This window comes from Enterococcus sp. AZ196, assembly GCF_050498845.1.
Taxonomy (GTDB): Bacteria; Bacillota; Bacilli; order Lactobacillales; family Enterococcaceae; genus Enterococcus_A; species Enterococcus_A murrayae.
On sequence record NZ_JBIPAM010000002.1, the window covers coordinates 1006251 to 1024277 of the forward strand.

The window sequence follows — 18027 nt, forward strand, 5'->3', positions numbered from 1 at the left end:
GAAAAAAATCAGGACGGTATTTTTGGTGTCTTCTTCAGTGATTCACCACACAAAATCTCTTGATGACTTGCTGTGAATCGTTCTTATTTTCTTGCTATTCCGTTCTGGCAGCCGCGAATTCATGAAAGAATAGGGATAATTTATGTAAGTAAAAATGAAATTTTCTGATAAAAATTCAAATTACAGTGAAATTAATTTAGGATTAGTCTTTTATCATTTAAAGACATCTGTTATAATTGTCATCACATCTTAAAGAAGGATACTCTTGCTTCTCTTCGTTGTTTCTTACATTAATAGAGACGCAAACGATCAAGGAAAGAGTATGCGACTGGCGGATGGGAATCATTTTTTAATGAATTCCATAAATATGAAAAGGAGAGAATAAGTATGACGATTTATAATTTTTCTGCAGGTCCCGCAGTACTACCAAAAGCTGTATTGGAGATCGCACAGTCCGAGATGCTTGATTACAAAAATAGCGGTATGTCAGTGATGGAGCTGAGTCATCGTTCCTCCTTGTTTGAAGAAATCATCCAATCGGCTGAGGCTCTATTAAGAGAGCTGATGGCGATTCCTGACAACTATAAAGTGTTGTTCCTGCAAGGCGGTGCGAGCCTGCAATTTACAATGGTCCCTTTGAATTTAGCACAAGGGAAAAAGGCGTTATACGTCAACACGGGTTCATGGTCTAAAAAAGCCATTAGCGCTGCGAAGGCCTTGGATACTGTCGAAGTTGAAGTGATTGCCTCTAGTGAAGATAAGAATTTTACCTATATACCTGAAATGCCGGAAGCTGTTGATCAAAATGCAGCGTACGTGCATATTACCACCAATAATACGATCGAAGGAACTGCTTTTGCGAAGATCCCTTCATTCGGCGACGTGCCAGTTGTTGCGGACATGTCTTCAAATATTTTAGCCAACGAGTATAAAGTAGAAGATTTCGGTGTGATCTATGCGGGTGCGCAGAAAAATATCGGCCCTGCCGGACTTACAGTCGTGATCATTCGTGAAGATTTGCTCAATCAAGAAGCAGGCTTCGCGCCGATGCTGGATTATGCATTGCAGGCGAAAAACGATTCTCTATATAATACACCGCCGACCTACAGCATCTATATTGCAAAATTAGTCTTTGAATGGGTGATGGCTCAAGGCGGAGTCGCTGGGATCACTGAAAAGGATCAGAAGAAAGCCCAGCTTTTATATGACGCGATCGAAAATTCAAGCTTGTTTACAAGTCCAGTAGAAAAAGCGAGCCGATCAATTACGAATATTCCATTTGTCACAGGGGATGAAGCTTTAGACAAAGCCTTCAACCAAGCGGCTTTAGCTGAAGGATTCGAAAATCTGAAGGGGCACCGTTCCGTTGGCGGAATGCGAGCGAGTCTATACAATGCCTTCCCGCTTGAGGGTGTCGAAGCATTGGTAGCGTTTATGGCGAAGTTTGAAAAGGAAAATGGAGGGAATTAAATGTTTCAGATTAAAACATTCAACGCGATCGCTCCTGAAGGTATGACGCGTTTTGATAAAGAAAATTACCGAATCAATGAAAGTGATGAGCCGGATGGTATTATTTTACGCAGTCAAAAGCTGCATGATTATGACTTTCCTAAAACGGTTTTAGGTGTTGCTCGAGCTGGGGCAGGAACGAACAATATTCCGGTTAAGGAATGCACGGAAAAAGGGATCGTTGTCTTCAACACACCAGGGGCCAATGCCAATGCGGTAAAAGAGTTAGTAGTAGCGAGTCTGCTGCTGTCTGTTCGTCCAATGGTTCAAGGAATCAGCTGGGTACAGACTTTAGAGGGAAATAACGTTGATGAACAGGCAGAGGCACAAAAATCGCAATTTGCCGGCACTGAATTAGAAGGCAAAAAGCTGGGCGTCATCGGATTAGGCTCGATCGGTGCGATGGTGGCCAACGATGCGTATCGTTTAGGAATGGAAGTTACGGGCTATGATCCATATGTTTCTGTTGATACGGCGTGGAGCATTTCTCGTCGGGTAAAACGGGCAAAGGATTTGAAAGAAGTATTGACGAATTGTGATTTCGTGACGATCCATGTGCCATTGACGGAGCATACGCATCATTTAATCAGTACAGAAGAATTGATGCAAATGAAGAAAACGGCGCACTTGCTGAATTTTGCCCGCGGTGAAATCGTGGATACCGATGCCGTTGTAAAGGCTGTGAATGAAGAACGGATCGCTGGTTTTACGACTGATTTTGCGGAAGAAAAATTGCTGCGCAATGACAAAATCACGGTACTGCCGCATTTAGGCGCCTCAACAGAGGAAGCCGAAGTAAACTGCGCGAAGATGGCAGCCCGCGGCTTAAAACGCTTCTTGGAAACAGGGGTCATCAAGCGTTCAGTCAATTTTCCAAATGTAGAAATGGCTTTTGAATCGCCTTATCGTATCACGATCATCAATCGCAATGTACCGAATATGCTGGGGTTGATCGCATCAGAGATTGCTTCTCTAGATGTCAACATCGATAATATGGTCAATCGCGGAAAGGATGACCATGCCTATACATTGGTAGATGTTTCTGAGACCGATCCAGATAAAATCGCGGCGATCGTTGATCAGCTGAGCAAAAATGAAGGCATTGTCCGCGTTCGCGCGATCAAGCGGGATGAGGAGTGTGAATTTTAATGGTTCAAGTTCATCCATTTAAAGGAATTCGCCCAGCGGCGGAATTAGCTGACAAAGTGGCGGCCTTGCCCTACGATGTAGTAAATTCACAGGAAGCCAAGGACTTAGCGGCGGATAATCCTTATAGTTATTTTCATATCGACAAGGCGGAGATCGACCTGCCTGCGGAGCTTTCGCCCTACGATGAAACGGTCTATCAAAAAGCGGCGGCTAATCTAGCGGCATTTTTAGAAAAAGGCTGGCTGTTTAAAGAATCAGATGCCTATTTCTATTTATACGAATTGGTGATGGACGGCCGTAGTCAAACAGGGATCGTGGCATGTACGTCAATCAGCGATTACATTGATGAAAAAATTAAGAAGCACGAGTTTACTCGTCATGAAAAAGAAATCGATCGGATGAATCATATCCGTACCTGTGATGCCAATACGAGTCCAATCTTCTTGAGCTATCGTCCACAGGCGGAGATTCAAACGATGATTAAAACTTGGCAGAAGGACCACACGCCAGCTTATGATTTTACCAGCTATCATGATGTGACTCATCGTGTTTGGGTGATCGATCAAGCAGCAACGATCGAGAAACTGACGGCGTTATTTACAGAGGTTGATGCCTTGTACATCGCAGATGGTCATCATCGGACGGAATCAGCAGTCAAGATCGGACTGGAAAAACGCGAAGCAGGGCAACAAAATCCTGAGACTGAGCAGTTCTTGTCCATCATCTTCCCAGAGGATGAGCTGGCGATTTGGGAATACAATCGTGTGCTGAAGTCAACACCGCCGGCTGATTTCATGGAGCGCTTGGCAGAGAACTATCAAGTGACAAAAACAGGGATCAAAAAGCCTGAAAAGGCCGGTGATTGCCAGTTATATGACGGCAGCGCGTGGTATACCTTGCGCATCAAACCAGAGAAGGTTCCTAATGATCCTGTGGAGAAATTAGATGTGGCACTCCTGCAAAAATATGTACTGGAGGATATTTTCGGGATCGATGACATTCGGACCGATAAACGCATTGACTTTGTTGGTGGGATTCGCGGAACTGAAGAGCTGGAAAAACTAGTTGATTCAGGTGGTTGGAAGCTGGCCTTTTCAATGTATCCGACTCAGATGACGGATCTATTAGATGTTGCGGATGCGAAGAAGATCATGCCGCCGAAATCAACCTGGTTTGAACCGAAGCTTTTAAGCGGCTTGTTCCTGCATGATTTAGAAACGAAATAAAGCAAAAACTCTCGAATTTTTTTGAGAGTTTTTTTGCTTATAAAAATAATATATTATTGACTATAATGTGTGACACACAGTATAATAAACGAGAAGAGGTGATCACATGCCTGATAAGGATATTATACAGAGCTATATCACAGAATTAAAAAGAGGCAATTTGGTGTTGGCAGTATTAGGCAGCTTGACTACGCCTCATTACGGCTATGCCCTTTTGCAGACGCTGCAGGAGCGGGGGATGGATATTGAAGCGAACACCCTTTATCCATTGCTGCGGCGTTTGGAAAAGCAGGAGCTGCTGGTAAGTGATTGGGATACGACGGAGAGCAGGCCGCGGAAGTATTATTCAATCAGCGACACAGGAAAAGACGTTCGAACAAAATTATTTGAAGAGTGGAAGGACATGCAAAAAAGTTTAATTGGTATTTATACGGAGGAGTGACAAATGAAAAATTTAATCGAACGCTATATAGCTGCGGTGGTAGGGCAGTTGCCGGAAAATGAACGGGAAGAGGTTGCAAAGGAGCTGCGGAGCAATATCTATGATATGTTGTCGGAGCAGCCGAGTGATGCTGAGATCGAGCAGGTTTTACACTCGATGGGGTCGCCAACGAAATTAGCGGAGCAATATCGGCAAAATCCCCGGTATTTGATCTCTCCGCAGGTCTATGATGACTATCTTCGTCTGCTAAAACTACTGGTACCGATCATTGGAGTCATCACTCTTATTGTGGGAGCAGTAGCCGGCGGAATTGAGACCTTTCAGCAAAGCGGCACCGTAAGCAGCGTACTTCAAGTGATGATTCAAACGGGCATTCAAAGCGGAGTATCAGGGGTGATGCAGACGCTTGTTTGGACGACTATCGGTTTTGTGATCGCCGAGCGAACGGGACTGTTGAATCATAAAAAACGTGAAGAGTGGAAGCTGGAGGATTTGCCACCGTTGACGACAGAAAAGCAGATTCCCATCTCTGACGCAGTGGCGGAAATTGTCGCTGTCTTGGTTTTCAATACTTTTTTAATCCTCGGTGCCTTGAGTGTGTTGCCTCAAGTTTTTTCCAAAACAGATCATGGATTCGTGAATGTTTCGCTATTCAGCGACAGCTTTACGAGATTCTTGATACCGGTATTAATCATTGGAACGATCTTAACACTGATCGTTAGTGTCTTGAAGCTGATCGATCGGCGTTGGAGTAATCGCGTGTGTGTTTGGTCGATCATTGACCACGCTGTTTCTGCAGTCATGTGGGTGCTTTTATTGCTGCACAACAACATCTTTAGCCAGGAGCTGGTGAACTTACTGCAAGAGCAGACTTGGTCCAGCGGCGATGTGCTGCATTATATTTCAACGGGTGATACAGCCTCGATCCGCATGTTCATCAGCGTGATTATTGTAGTCGTTGCTGCTATTCAAATCGGGATGGTAATCTATTATCGCAGCAAAAGGAATCTGACGCAGAGATTTTTGAAGCAAAGGCAAGTTTAACAAAGGCTAGCTTATTAGACTCTCAAATTGAGGGTCTTTTTATTTGCTTCATTTCAAAATTATTGGATTTTAACTCTCAATTGGGCATCCTTTAATTTTGACAGAAAAAGCGACAATAAAGGCTTCCTGCAAAAGTTCTATCAGAAAAGGGCTTAAAAGGAGGTTCGAATGAAGGAGACCAGGGATTCTCTTTCGATGAGAGCAGCAGTTTAAGCAATGAGAAGATAGGCTGGCTAGTTCTTGTTAGCTGTTATGCTTCTGGTGACCTAAGCGTATTGCATGCCATTCAGAAACTCTCAGATCGAGAGTTTATTTTTGTCTAAATTTTAGCCTCTGGGGTATGCTAATATCGGAGGCATGACAAATGAAGAAAACAGCAAATTTTTTTAGCGAAAATAAATTACTCAGTATCTCACTGTTGTTAGCCGTTATCAGCTCATTGATCGGTCGTTTTTCAACCGATTTTATTGATGATAAGGTGATCCTCAGCTTGTTTGGTTTGATGCTGTTGATTCAAGGATTTGAGCAGGTCGGTCTTTTGCGCTTCATTGCTCAGAAATTAGTGCATTATTCAAAGAATACTCGGCAATTGGTTCAGCTGATGATTCTTTTGTCGTTAGTGGGCTCGATGTTTTTAACCAATGATGTAGCGATCTTGACGTTACTCCCGATTTATTTGAAGCTTTTATCGATTTTACCAAAATTCAAGGGACGCTTTTTAGGCAGCGTCTTGATTATTGTAGCAGCGAATCTGGGAAGTAGTTTCTTTCCATTTGGGAATCCGCAAAATTTATATCTCTATAACTACTACCACGTTCCACTAGGGCAATTTCTATCCTGGATGGCGTTAGTCCTATTGCTCAGCGTTATGTCGTTAGCTGTTTTGAGTCTTTTAGTCGCAAAGGATTCACTAGAGACGATCAGTCTAGAGGCTAGTCAGATTGATCGCAAAGAGACCTTTTTACTGCTGGGCTTGATGCTCGTGATGATTTTGGTCGTTCTTGATGTTCTGCCTTATCTATGGGGCATTCCATTGGTAGCGCTGATTCTTCTGATTTATCGCCGTGAGCTATTCAAGAAAGTGGATTATGGATTATTGCTGACCTTTGTTTGTTTCTTTATCATTGTAGGAAATATCGGTGAAGCTAAGTTTATCAGAACCTTTTTGCAAGCATTGAGTGGAAAACAAATCTACTTGGCTGGCTTAGGCTTGAGTCAAGTCATCTCAAATGTACCAGCGGCTTTTTTGATCGCACCGTTTACGGAAAATCAGCAGGCGGTTATTTTAGGGGTGAATATCGGGGGGCTGGGAACGCTAATAGCTTCGCTGGCTAATCTGATCGGCTACAATTTATTTCGTATTTATTATCCTGCAAAAACCAAAAAATTCCTTGGTTTGTTCAGCGCAGTCAATTTTGGCCTGCTGCTGTTTTTAGGGACCCTGTTCTATTTTTTCATCCATTAGAAAGCGCCAAGAATTCCTGAAAATAAGCTAAGTTTCTTATGGGAATTCATCCAAAAAGCATGAAACCGCTTTAAATCGTGTTAAGCTGATTTTGTAAGAAATGATTGAGGGGGATCTGCGATGAGAGATAAGACAAAATTAATTCATGGCTATCATGCCTTTGACGATGAGACTGGCGCTTCATCGATTCCGATTTATCAATGCTCGACCTTTAAACAAGCCTCCATCAAGGATGGACAAGCTTATACGTATTCACGCTTTGGCAATCCTACCAGAACAGCGCTGGAAGAAGCAGTCGCTGTGTTGGAAAATGGGAACTATGCAACTGCTTTTGCCTCTGGTATGGGAGCCATTTCGGCCGTTCTATTGAGTTTTAATCAGGGTGACCACTTGGTTATGTGCAAGAGTATTTATGGCGGAACGTTCCAACTAGTCAATGAGGTGATGAACCGCTTCGGCATCGAAGTTACATTTGTGGATGAGACCAAGCTTGAAGAGTGGGAGCATGCGATTCGGCCGAACACGCGCGGGCTGTATGTAGAAACGCCGTCCAATCCGCTGCTTTCAGTAACAGACATCGCGGGAGTTGTAGCAATCGCGAAGGAGCATCATTTAGTGACGATGATTGATAATACGTTTATGACTCCACAATTTCAGAAGCCGTTGGCGCTGGGTGTGGATGTAGTGATTCACAGTGCGACAAAATTTATTAATGGTCATAGTGATGTTGTGGCAGGGCTAGTCGTTACCAACGATGAGGACTGGCACAATCAAATCAAGCTGCAGCAAAAGGTTTTAGGCGGAATCTTAGGCGTGGAAGATTGCTGGCTGACGATGCGCGGATTGAAAACGATGGGCTTGCGGATGGAACAAAGTGCCCGCAGCGCCGAGAAAATCAGTCACATGCTGGAAAATCATCCCGTTGTACAAAAAGTCCATTATCCAGGTTTACCAAGCCATCCTGGCTATGAGGTCCACAAACGACAGGCAATTTCTGGCGGCGCGGTACTATCATTTGAATTGGCGAGTCAAGAAGCAGTATATACCTTTGCGGATGCCTTGGAAATACCGATTGCAGCAGTCAGTTTAGGAGGCGTGGAATCCATTTTATCCTATCCAGTGACCATGAGCCATGCTTGCGTACCAAAGGAAGAACGAGACAAGCAAGGTGTGACCGAGGGGCTGTTGCGCTTATCTGTAGGGATCGAGGACACAGAGGATTTGATCGCAGACCTAGAGCAAGCATTAGCCAAAGTCCAAATAGCTGTAAAGTAAACACATTGGGGATTTTCCTCAATGTGTTTTTCTGTATCGCAAGATTTTTTGAAAAATGAATACCTTAATAGAAGTGAGTTCGGTATAATGGTATCATCTCTTGGAGGAAGTGAAAGTCATGATTGAAAATCTTTTACGCCCGGAAGTTTTGCTTTCAAACGTGCTCGTTTGTTTAGCGACTTTTTTGATTACGCGGTGGGCGCTTAAACGAAAAGAAAGACCGCGACGGCAAAAGGCTGCTGTTCAGGCACCAAAACGAACAACAGATGGCCCGGCAATTTTGGAAGCCTCGCTGGCAACCCTGCAATCGTATAAAAATAATTTGAACAAGTATGGTTATCCCTACTTTCAGGAAACAACACCAATCGTGATCCAACAATTGAAGGCGGAAGCGAACAGCCTGATAGCATCGGAGGCTAACCAGCCGATCCATGAGCTGCTGCAGAAAAACTATGAGAAATTAAGGACCTTTCAAGAGCAGGAGGTAGCGGATACGAAGAAATTGGAGCTGGAAGTTTTGAATCATGTCAATAAAACGATGATTACTTGGCGCAACTGGCTGAAAGAAAGCAGGTGATGGGGTGTCAAAAGCGACGGCTACAGAAGTCTATCAACTGTTAGCAGAAATGCAGATTCCTTATGAACGAGTGGATCACAAGGCCGTCTTCACAGTGGCGGAGATTGATTTTGTGATTGATGGCAGTGATGTGAAAAATCTTTTGATGAAGAGTAAGAAGACGAGGAACTACTACTTTGTGATTTGTCCAGGAAAAAAACGACTGGACATCAAGGCGCTTGCCAAGGCAGTAGGCGAAAGTCAACTATCTTTTGCCTCGGAAGTGGAGCTTTTCGATTTGCTTGGCTTGGAGCGGGGATCGGTGACACCGTTAGCTCTGCCCCATGACACGGAACATCAGATCACACTAGTCATTGATGAAACGATTGATCAAACGAAAAAAATCGGGTTTCATCCCAACACAAATACAGCGACAGTGGTGATCGCTTTTAGTGACTTCAAACGATTTTTAGCAAATATAGCAATCGAACCAACCTACTTGGTGATTCCAGAAAAACAGCCCGAGGCCTAAGCCCCGAGCTGTTTTTTTGGTTTTTTATTAAAATTTAAGAAAACAGGATTCTCCACGACCTAAGCAAAGAATGTTGCAAAGCTCTTTAACGCATCCGTAAACGACGGCGAATACCGTCGACGCGTGGACCTAATAGCTTGTCGGCCATTCGAGTCTTCAAAGCTAAGATCATATAGGTGAATCCGCCAAAGGCCGCTACGACGATAATAATGATCATAGACTGCATTTTTGAATCTGAGCTTAAGACCATTTCGCAGCCAAATTTCACAACGAAAGCGATGATTCCCATAGTAATCGACATCACAGTGACTTTCGCGATGGCAGTCATCGTTTCTCGGAATGGGAAGTTCGTAATGACATGGATTCGATCCAACAAGAACATGTTCGCTACTAAAAATCCTGCGAAGGTCGCGACTAATGGACCGTAAGCCTCAAACAGATACGTTAATGGGAATTGTGCGACAGCTTTGACAAAAATGCCGACAGCCAAAAACCAAACGGCTTGCATATTGCCGTCTAACCCCTGAAGCATCGTTGAACAAACCATGAACAGCCCCATCATGATCCCCACCACACAGGAAGCAGCTAGTAGCTGAGAGCCGAGTACATTCGGCCAGTAGAACAATGTATTCAACGGATAGGCCAAGACAATCATCCCCACCGTTGCAGGCATCATCACAAAGAAAAGCAGTTGAATATTATTCGTTACTAATCTTGCTAGTCCCTGATGATCCTTTTTCGTGAAGCGTTCTGTAATCAGCGGCAGTCCGGCCGTTGCCATCGCTGTACCGAGAGCGATCACGACCATGGTTAATTTATCCGGATTGGCTGAGATCAAAGCAAACAGGTCGGCATTTTCCGCAGCGGAGTTATCTGTCACGATTGACATGATTTTCTCAAAGGAATATTGATCGATCAGTTTAAAAATACTGATCGCACTGCCGACGATAATAAATGGGACCGCCTGCTGGATCATTTGAAGGATCAGCTGACGCCCAGAAAAAGTAATTTGATTGTTGCTTTCTTTAATTAATTCACGAAAGGCTGAACGCTCCTTAAGCAGCGAGAACAGCAGTACGCCCATCGCAAAAGCGACACCGATAAAGGCCGCAAAGGTTGAATGAACAACGGCTGTCTTATAGCTGCCGTTGTTGATCTGCATGATTATGAAGGCAGATGCTAACATGTAGCAGACCCGCGCGATTTGCTCGATGATCTGAGAAATAGCGTACGGCTTCATATTGTTGTTTCCTTGGAAGAAACCGCGCATCACACTCATCGCAGGGAAAATCAACAGGACCACACTCAGGGAACGCATCACAGGAACTAAATCAGCGTTTCCTTGCGAAAGATAGGGGGCTCCTATAAACATAATAGCCGCACAGATTATTCCGCCGACAGTCATTAGCCGCATCGTGTAGAACAGCAGCTTTTTACTTAATCCGTATTCATTCATCGAATTATAACGGGCCGTCTGTTTGGCGACCGCCGCCGGAATTCCAGCGGTAGAAATCATTAAGAAAAGGGCGTAAACATTATAGCCCTTTGTATAGAGATAATTGGCCTCTAGTCCATGAGGCTGCATCCAAGCAATCCAAGGAATAACATAGACTGCACCTAGCAATCGTGAAAAAATATTGCCGATCGTCAGCCAAGCGGTACTTTGCACCATTCTTTCCTGAGCGCTTGCCTGTTTTTTCGGAATGGCTGCAGTGGCGGCTGCTTCGATAGGTTCTGCTTCAGTTGCCTGTACAGCTTCTTTTTTACGTTCTTTTTTAGGCGGTACGACCGCTTCGGTATTATGATAACGAGCCATCCGTGAAGGGGTTTCCTTCAACTCGTTTTCGTGTTTAGTTTTATCAGTCATATAAACCAGCTTTCTGCAACAGTATCCACCATATTTTACCTGTTCTTTCCTCCAGTTACAATCCTGTCCGGCAATCTTTAAGATTTAGGGTTGAAGCTGTTGATATGATTTGCGAAGCTTTCGATATTTCGAGTTTGAATATAGACCGACCCACGGCCATGAAACTCATTTACGACGCCTTCGCCGGTTTTGAATCCGAACGTGCCGGATGCCACCTTAATCTGGTAATCTAATGAACTGCTCCAAGCGATGACGTGCTGATTATCGATGATCGCCGGCGCATTGCCGTCCAGCTCGATTTTCTCGATGTCGCCAAAAGCAGACACCAAAATCTGCCCGCTGCCGGTGGTCTCCATAACGAACAGTCCGCCGGTGCCTCCCAGCAAGGCTCCCGACAGCTTTTGACGCTTCATTTGATAATTCACCTGTTCTTCGCTGGCGAGAAAAGCGCCAGTGTTCAGCCGCCAATGTTCAGCACCGACATCCAAGGCAAAAATCTTTCCCGGAGCAGAAGGAGCGATCGCGATCATGGCGTCATCAGAATGTGCAGTGGCTGTGCTGATAAAGAAGCTTTCGCCGCTAGTTACTGAGCGGCCTAAGGCACTTAGCGCGCCGCCGAGCCCTTTCTTGCCATTTGTGTTCATTTGTCCTTCTAATTCTATTTCACCGAGCTCATAGACCATAGCTCCTGGTTCGATTCGTAATTGTTCGCCACGTTGTAGATAGACCTTCGCGATAGGCGCAAAGGTACTGTTTGATAGCTCAAAGTTCATTTTTTTAAACCCCTTTCAATTATACCTGTCAAAATTATATCATTTTACGTATCTTTTCTGTGTATTTTTGATAAAATTGTAAAAAGGGAAACGCGGAGGAGAATCTATGGAAATTTTAGCTTTTGAACACGTGCAGTTTGTTCGCCAGCAGATGAAGCTTTTACAGAATATCGATTGGCGCATCCAGGCTGGTGAGGATTGGGCGATTTTAGGGTTGAACGGTGCAGGGAAGAGCTTGATGCTGAATATGATCTCAGGAAACTTATGGCCCTCCAGCGGGAAGCTGACTGTTTTAGGGGAAGTGTTTGGCCGTACATCGATTCCTGACCTGACCAAACGGATCGGTTGGGTGAGTCAATCCTTACAGGAACGAATTCATCGAGAAGAACAAGCCGAGTTGATCGTGCTTTCTGGAAAATTTGCCAGCATCGGTATTTATCAAGAATATACGGAAGCCGAACTGGAGGAGGCGAAGCAGCTCCTATCCTCATTGGGAGCGGAAAAGCTGATTGGCAAAGTATATCAGGTCTTATCTCAAGGAGAAAAGCAGCTTGTGCTGATCGCCCGAGCCTTGATGGCAAAGCCTGAGCTGTTGATCCTAGATGAACCATGCAACGGGTTGGATTTATTTGCCCGAGAGGATCTATTGTCGCGCATCAAAAAGATGAAGGAAGCCTCTGATGCACCAAGTCTGCTGTATGTGACGCACCATACCGAAGAAATCCTGCCATTGTTGAATCATGTCCTGATGATCCGGGATGGGAAAATATTCAAGCAGGGTCGAAGAGACGCGCTGCTAAAAGAAGAAATTTTGAATGAGTTTTACCAACGGCCGATCGAGCTTCATGAAATGAACGATGATCGCTTGATGGTAATTCCCAAATAGAACGGACTCCTCATTTCGAGGGGTCTTTTTTGATGTTTGAAAATTATTGATAAAAATATCGCAAAAGAAATAAATGATTTTACTCCTAATACAGCTACAAGCAATAGCGAAATAAATAGCCCCTCGAATCTATCTAGTCATTTTTTAGACAAATATTATATATTCATCACAAAAAATACCATTTATTAAAAATAATTATCCTAATACCGCTGAATAATGTTATGATAATTTTACAATATGTTATAAAAGGAGTAATTTATGGCGAAGAGAAGTATTTATTTGTTTTCAACCATGATTTTAGGCTTTTCGATGGTAACCAGTACTGCTTGGGCAGATGAAACGATCGACCTCACTGCGACTAGTAGTTCAATTGAACTAGTCCAGAGCCCTGACAGCAGTCCAGCAGCCTCTATTACAGAGGAGTCAGAAGCGGCAGAGGTACCAGTTGTTGAGGAAACGGCGGAGATGGATGCAGTGGCGACGGAGACGGTGTCTCAAACGCCAGAGGCGCCCAGTGAAACCATGGAGGCAGCAGAAGAAGATAAGGAAAGTGAGGAAGCTTCAGCAATCGATCAGGAATCGAAGGCTGAAAGTGTATCAGAAGAAACGAGTACGAACGACGAAGCAACTGCTGAAGTTTTGACCACGCCCACAGCTAAAACGGCGCTGAAAAATGACCATGATGGGAAAATCGTCGATCACAGCAAAGCAGTCACTGATGAAAATACGAAGGTTCCTGACGACTATGAATTCATGCCGAATTTCGCGAATGTGAAGGAGCACGTGGTCGGAGGGACGCAAAATTATACAAGCGACGGCTATTCCTATGTGTTTGATTTAGATTCGGAAAAACCCAATACGATTACTGTCACCTATAAAAACGTTGGTACTTATAAGGGCAAGATCATTGATATGCGAATCACGGTCAAGGGCTGGACAGCTTTGGCAGGAAGACAAGTTCTGTATATCAACAAAGAGAATGGAATCACCATGAAGGGGATCAAGGATGTGCTGTTGAATTATTCTTTCTTAGATGCTCTTACAGCCACTCCAGTAAAACTGTCAGGCTTTTTCAATTTTACAGACATTGATTTTGAGCAAAGTATTGATTTATTCCACAACAATAATATCCAACATTTTTATGTGACGAAAAACAATCAGCTGTATTATAAGATCCATAATGAGTATATAAAAATCGGTGAGATCAACAATCATAGTACCAATAATTTTGACATGCGCTATTGGCTGGCCTACACCTACAAAAATGTCTCAAATTTTGATGTCCGATACAATCAAGAATATGAGACGGATGCCGTTTTTAATTACTCCTTTAAGCTGCCCTTCGCTATGGGAGGGATTTTTGGCGCTGTTGATCCAACGATTCCCCTCGATGTAGAAATGCCTGATGAACCCAATCCAGCTGGAAACGGGAATCTAGCAGCAGACACAGCAGCAAGCGGTCCAACAGAGGAAAAGAACAAGCTGTCAGAAGCAGTACCAATCATTCATAAACCAGTGCAGCAGAAGCAACTTTCAACAGCCTCGGTTAAACAGACCACACTGCCAAAAACAAACGAACAGATTGGGTCGATTTTGTCTCTTGTCGGCGGTTCCTGTCTCATTCTTTCCACCGCACTTTTCTTAAATAGAAAAAAAGCGTAGCAAAAAGCCTGCTGAAAAATTATTTTCAGCAGGCTTTCCCTCTAACGTAATACACTTTCGGGGATAACCGCTAGATAGTGATCGACTGAAGCTAATAATTCAGTCATTTTCTGCGCATCAAAAGGAGAGGAAAGGTGTCCCAATTGGACTGTCTCCAAAAAGGTCTTACTGCCGCCAACCCGGCAAATCGCCAGATAATCTCTCCAGGCTGTGGGGTCCTTTTCAAGCACACTGCGTGCCCAAAATTGTAAGGCGCATACTTGTGCTAAGGTGTAATCAATGTAATAGAAGGGCACTTCAAAAATGTGTCCTTGACGGTACCAGTAGATTCCGCGAGCTAATGCCTCAGACTCTTGATAATTTCGTTCTGGACAATATATCTGCTCCAGCTGACGCCAGCGGTTTTTGCGTTCAGCCGGCGACCAATCAGGATGCAGATAAACCTCTTCCTGGTAATGATCGACCAAGGCGCCGTAGGGTAAAAATTGCAGGGCACTGCTTAAATGGGCAAATTTGTATTTTTCACTGTCTGAGCCAAAAAAGGTGTTCATCCAAGGCCACGTGAAAAATTCCATGCTCATGGAATGGATCTCAGCAGTATCAGAAGTTGGAAAGACCAGCTCCGGTTCTTCGATCCAACGCGATAAATAGCTTTGAAAAGCATGACCTGTTTCATGCGTCAAGACATCGATATCATCCGCCGTGCCGTTGAAATTAGCGAAGATAAAGGGCAGTTGAACGCCGTCGATAAACTCGCAGTAGCCGCCGTTTTGTTTGCCGGGACGACTGGTCAAATCCAGCAGCTTTTGCTTTGCCATGGTATCGAAAAAGGCACCCGTCTCTTCGGATAATTCATGGTACATCGTTTGTGCTTTTTGGATCAGCTCTTCTGCATTTCCTTGCGGGCGCGGATTCCCATTTGGGTAAACCAGCGGCAAATCATAATGGGTCAGTGATTCTACACCTAGACGTTCCTTCTGCCGTTGGTAAAGCTTTTGGTTGATCGGTACGACCTCATCCACGATAAACTGGCGAAAGGCTTGCAGCTGCTGGCGATCGTAGCCCCAGCGATTCATTAAGCGATCGCCATAGTCCACATAATTGTTGAAGCCCAGCTTTTGTGCCTGTTGGTGGCGAATCTTGACCAGCTGATCGAAAATGGTATCCAGCTCTTGTTCATGTGCAACGAAAAAATCTTCGTAAGCCTGCTGGGCGGCTTTGCGCGTTTCTCGGTCAGGAACGGTAAAAAATGCGGACAATTCGGAGAGCGTGCGTGTCTTTCCGTCAAACGCGATCTCAGCTGTGGCGATTAAAAGAGTATATTGGCTGATCGCTTCATTTTCCTGCTGCTTCAATTCAATGACAGAGTCGTCTAAAAGCCGCAGCTGATCCTCCGCAAAAAGAAAAAGCGTCTCAGGAAAGTCTGCCTCCAATTGTGAACGGAACGGTGACGCCAGCAGACTTCTATAAAACTGATTATGGATCTGCTTAACCAAGGGCTCCTGCTGATCCCAAAAATCGTTTTCCGTGCGGTAAAAGGAGTCATTGTTATTGAGCGAATAGCGAATATAGGATAATTTCATATTTTTAAACATGTTGCTGCGTAAATGATTCAGCTCTTTCAAGGCTTGCTTGGCTTCTGAATAATCAGCCGCTTCAGAGAACTGAGTAGTCACTTTATTGAAGATCGCTTCATAGCGAACAAGATCTGGACGTTCGTAAGGAAAATCTGAAAAAATCATGGTAGGCCTCCTAGAATAAAAGATTTCAGACTATTATAACAAAAAAAACTGCCAGCAGGACGCTGACAGTTTTTTCCTGTTTTAAGAGTTCATCATTAATTCTTCGTTCAATAATCCATCGATCGGTGTATATGTCATGTCAAGATCTTTGGCTACAGCTTCGATCGTCAGCTTGCCATTATAGGTATTGACTCCGCGGCGAAGAGCTAAGTTGTCCTTCAATAAGTCTTCTAGCGGGTTGTTCGCTAATAAGTTCGCATAGCTCATTGTGCTGTTGCTTAAAGCATAGGTAGCTGTTTGCGGAACGGCACCTGGCATATTGGCTACCGCATAGTGAACAACGCCTTCTTTCACATAAGTCGGTTCATCGTGAGTCGTTACCCGATCTTCTGTTTCAAAGATTCCGCCTTGGTCAATAGCTACATCGACGATGACTGAGTGATCAGGGATCGTCGCAACCATTTCCTTCGTAACTAAAGTCGGTGCTTTGTGCCCTGGAATCAAGACAGCCCCGATAACTAAATCAGCTGTTTTTAGGCATTCTTGGATATTGAAGCTATTTGACATCATTGTTTGAACACTGTTGCCGAAGATGATATCTAGTTCCTTCAAACGAGGAACGCTAACATCCAAGATCGTTACATTCGCGCCTAATCCTAAGGCTAGTTTCGCAGCGTTCAATCCAACCACACCGCCGCCGATAACAACGACATTGCCTCGACGTACGCCTGGTACACCAGATAGCAAGATTCCTTTGCCGCCGTTGACGCGTTCTAAGTAGTTGGCACCGATTTGAGCCGCCATGCGGCCAGCGATTTCACTCATTGGAGCAAGTAATGGCAATGTATTGTCTGCCGGTTGTACATTTTCATAAGCGATAGCATTTACACCGCTGTTGACTAAAGCTTCAGTTAAAGGTTTGTTTGCTGCTAAGTGCAGATACGTGAATAATAATAATCCTTTACGGAAATACTGATACTCTTCAGGAAGCGGCTCCTTTACTTTCATGACCATGTCAGCTGCCCAAACTTCAGCAGCGTCGTTGATGATGGTAGCACCTGCGGCAGCATACTCTTCATCAGTGATCGCAGAACCTTTGCCGGCATCTTTTTCTACTAATACTTGATGACCACGATTTGTCAGATCAAATACTCCAGATGGGGGAAGGGCAACACGGTTTTCATTGTTCTTGATTTCTTTTGGAATTCCAATAATCATTTGACACACTCCTTCTTAACTATTCGTATACGAAGTGGATTCGCTTACAAAATAATTGTACAGGATTTCAGAACAATTTCAACTAAGAATTCGCAAAGTATTCAATGGCGATGAACAATTGTGAGCAAATGAAATCCTTTACATTTTTTAATAGTAGCCTGTATATGCTTAGCAAGTTCTTATTGTGTGTGCAGACTGTCAAAAATTATTATTTTTATAATGATAAATAAAATATTTGCGAAAACAGCAGGAACTAGCGATAATGGGTACAAGGATACTAAGGAGCGAAGTCACTATGCCGGAAAAACAACGAATTGATTTATTGAAAGAGCAAGTCAGCTTCCTTGAAGCACGCTTGACTCGTTATGAAGAATTATTGCACGGACCGATACTAAAGCGGATCATTTTCGGGGGAGGCCGCAGAGCCAAACTCAGCATCGTTGAAATTGTGATTGCTTTGATCGTGTTACTATATACACTTTTTAGAATGGAATTAAGCGCTATTTTCGCTGTAATCGTATTTCTAGCAGTAGTGGTCATTTTATTTTCAGCCGTTCAATTAAATGTCATTCGTAAAAAGAATGGGAAAGACAAGTATCAAAGGATGATCGACAGCCTGACAGCAGAGAAGGCTTCGATGGATAAAGAAATAGCTCGACTAAAAGAAGGACTTGAGTAATG

At 43.9% G+C, this 18027-nt stretch carries 16 protein-coding genes; 12 read left to right on the plus strand and 4 right to left on the minus strand.

Annotation, left to right across the window (positions count from 1 at the left end):
- Window positions 1–387: 387 nt before the first annotated feature.
- The 9 genes from serC (at window position 388) to IGI67_RS22475 (ending at window position 9198) form a co-directional block, all read left to right on the plus strand.
- Window positions 388–1470: a 3-phosphoserine/phosphohydroxythreonine transaminase gene (gene serC, locus IGI67_RS22435; protein WP_429959361.1), complete on the plus strand. Its 1083-nt coding sequence runs from the start codon at window positions 388–390 to the stop codon at window positions 1468–1470.
- Window positions 1471–2658, plus strand: coding sequence for a 3-phosphoglycerate dehydrogenase family protein (locus tag IGI67_RS22440; protein ID WP_429959362.1), 1188 nt, complete (start codon window positions 1471–1473; stop codon window positions 2656–2658). It abuts the gene before it with no gap.
- Window positions 2658–3884 (plus strand): DUF1015 domain-containing protein, encoded by a 1227-nt coding sequence (locus IGI67_RS22445; RefSeq protein ID WP_429959363.1) that lies wholly within the window; start codon window positions 2658–2660, stop codon window positions 3882–3884. Before IGI67_RS22440 ends, IGI67_RS22445 begins: the two co-directional genes overlap by 1 nt.
- 106 nt (window positions 3885–3990) lie before the next feature.
- Complete coding sequence (locus IGI67_RS22450; RefSeq protein WP_207110716.1) at window positions 3991–4326, plus strand: helix-turn-helix transcriptional regulator; 336 nt, start codon at window positions 3991–3993, stop codon at window positions 4324–4326.
- Window positions 4327–4329: 3 nt separating this feature from the next.
- Window positions 4330–5370 (plus strand): HAAS signaling domain-containing protein, encoded by a 1041-nt coding sequence (locus IGI67_RS22455; protein ID WP_429959364.1) that lies wholly within the window; start codon window positions 4330–4332, stop codon window positions 5368–5370.
- 364 nt (window positions 5371–5734) lie between these two features.
- On the plus strand, window positions 5735–6835 hold the full coding sequence (locus tag IGI67_RS22460) for an SLC13 family permease (RefSeq protein WP_429959365.1): 1101 nt from the start codon (window positions 5735–5737) through the stop codon (window positions 6833–6835).
- 120 nt (window positions 6836–6955) lie between these two features.
- Entirely contained in the window at window positions 6956–8110 is a 1155-nt protein-coding gene (locus IGI67_RS22465) for a trans-sulfuration enzyme family protein (RefSeq protein ID WP_429959366.1), read from the plus strand.
- A gap of 118 nt (window positions 8111–8228) precedes the next feature.
- Entirely contained in the window at window positions 8229–8687 is a 459-nt protein-coding gene (locus IGI67_RS22470) for a hypothetical protein (protein WP_429959367.1), read from the plus strand.
- 4 nt (window positions 8688–8691) lie between these two features.
- Window positions 8692–9198: a prolyl-tRNA synthetase associated domain-containing protein gene (locus IGI67_RS22475; RefSeq protein ID WP_429959368.1), complete on the plus strand. Its 507-nt coding sequence runs from the start codon at window positions 8692–8694 to the stop codon at window positions 9196–9198.
- Window positions 9199–9283: 85 nt separating this feature from the next.
- Here IGI67_RS22475 and IGI67_RS22480 read toward each other — a convergent pair whose 3' ends face one another.
- On the minus strand, window positions 9284–11065 hold the full coding sequence (locus tag IGI67_RS22480; protein ID WP_429959369.1) for a putative polysaccharide biosynthesis protein: 1782 nt from the start codon (window positions 11063–11065) through the stop codon (window positions 9284–9286).
- A gap of 77 nt (window positions 11066–11142) precedes the next feature.
- Window positions 11143–11838, minus strand: coding sequence for a TIGR00266 family protein (locus tag IGI67_RS22485; protein WP_207108311.1), 696 nt, complete (start codon window positions 11836–11838; stop codon window positions 11143–11145).
- A 106-nt stretch (window positions 11839–11944) separates the two neighbouring features.
- On the opposite strand from IGI67_RS22485, the gene IGI67_RS22490 reads away from it, so the two are divergent.
- Complete coding sequence (locus IGI67_RS22490; protein ID WP_429959370.1) at window positions 11945–12724, plus strand: ABC transporter ATP-binding protein; 780 nt, start codon at window positions 11945–11947, stop codon at window positions 12722–12724.
- 258 nt (window positions 12725–12982) lie between these two features.
- Window positions 12983–14386, plus strand: coding sequence for an LPXTG cell wall anchor domain-containing protein (locus tag IGI67_RS22495; protein WP_429959371.1), 1404 nt, complete (start codon window positions 12983–12985; stop codon window positions 14384–14386).
- A gap of 41 nt (window positions 14387–14427) precedes the next feature.
- Here the strand turns inward: IGI67_RS22495 and IGI67_RS22500 are convergent, their stop codons facing one another.
- Both IGI67_RS22500 and ald read right to left on the minus strand, forming a co-directional pair.
- Complete coding sequence (locus IGI67_RS22500) at window positions 14428–16128, minus strand: M3 family oligoendopeptidase (protein WP_429959372.1); 1701 nt, start codon at window positions 16126–16128, stop codon at window positions 14428–14430.
- 81 nt (window positions 16129–16209) lie between these two features.
- A complete protein-coding gene (gene ald, locus IGI67_RS22505; protein ID WP_429959373.1) occupies window positions 16210–17346 on the minus strand; it encodes an alanine dehydrogenase in 1137 nt (378 codons plus the stop codon).
- A gap of 295 nt (window positions 17347–17641) precedes the next feature.
- On the opposite strand from ald, the gene IGI67_RS22510 reads away from it, so the two are divergent.
- A complete protein-coding gene (locus IGI67_RS22510; RefSeq protein WP_429959374.1) occupies window positions 17642–18025 on the plus strand; it encodes a hypothetical protein in 384 nt (127 codons plus the stop codon).
- Window positions 18026–18027: the final 2 nt, after the last annotated feature.

What these genes read in the sequence shown, in the direction of transcription:
- serC (WP_429959361.1), top strand. Translation starts at nt 388, where the DNA reads ATGACGATTTATAATTTTTCTGCAGGTCCCGCAGTACTACCAAAAGCT.
- IGI67_RS22440 (WP_429959362.1), top strand. Translation starts at nt 1,471, where the DNA reads ATGTTTCAGATTAAAACATTCAACGCGATCGCTCCTGAAGGTATGACG.
- IGI67_RS22445 (WP_429959363.1), top strand. Translation starts at nt 2,658, where the DNA reads ATGGTTCAAGTTCATCCATTTAAAGGAATTCGCCCAGCGGCGGAATTA.
- IGI67_RS22450 (WP_207110716.1), top strand. Translation starts at nt 3,991, where the DNA reads ATGCCTGATAAGGATATTATACAGAGCTATATCACAGAATTAAAAAGA.
- IGI67_RS22455 (WP_429959364.1), top strand. Translation starts at nt 4,330, where the DNA reads ATGAAAAATTTAATCGAACGCTATATAGCTGCGGTGGTAGGGCAGTTG.
- IGI67_RS22460 (WP_429959365.1), top strand. Translation starts at nt 5,735, where the DNA reads ATGAAGAAAACAGCAAATTTTTTTAGCGAAAATAAATTACTCAGTATC.
- IGI67_RS22465 (WP_429959366.1), top strand. Translation starts at nt 6,956, where the DNA reads ATGAGAGATAAGACAAAATTAATTCATGGCTATCATGCCTTTGACGAT.
- IGI67_RS22470 (WP_429959367.1), top strand. Translation starts at nt 8,229, where the DNA reads ATGATTGAAAATCTTTTACGCCCGGAAGTTTTGCTTTCAAACGTGCTC.
- IGI67_RS22480 (WP_429959369.1), bottom strand. Translation starts at nt 11,065, where the DNA reads ATGACTGATAAAACTAAACACGAAAACGAGTTGAAGGAAACCCCTTCA.
- IGI67_RS22485 (WP_207108311.1), bottom strand. Translation starts at nt 11,838, where the DNA reads ATGAACTTTGAGCTATCAAACAGTACCTTTGCGCCTATCGCGAAGGTC.
- IGI67_RS22490 (WP_429959370.1), top strand. Translation starts at nt 11,945, where the DNA reads ATGGAAATTTTAGCTTTTGAACACGTGCAGTTTGTTCGCCAGCAGATG.
- IGI67_RS22495 (WP_429959371.1), top strand. Translation starts at nt 12,983, where the DNA reads ATGGCGAAGAGAAGTATTTATTTGTTTTCAACCATGATTTTAGGCTTT.
- IGI67_RS22500 (WP_429959372.1), bottom strand. Translation starts at nt 16,128, where the DNA reads ATGATTTTTTCAGATTTTCCTTACGAACGTCCAGATCTTGTTCGCTAT.
- ald (WP_429959373.1), bottom strand. Translation starts at nt 17,346, where the DNA reads ATGATTATTGGAATTCCAAAAGAAATCAAGAACAATGAAAACCGTGTT.
- IGI67_RS22510 (WP_429959374.1), top strand. Translation starts at nt 17,642, where the DNA reads ATGCCGGAAAAACAACGAATTGATTTATTGAAAGAGCAAGTCAGCTTC.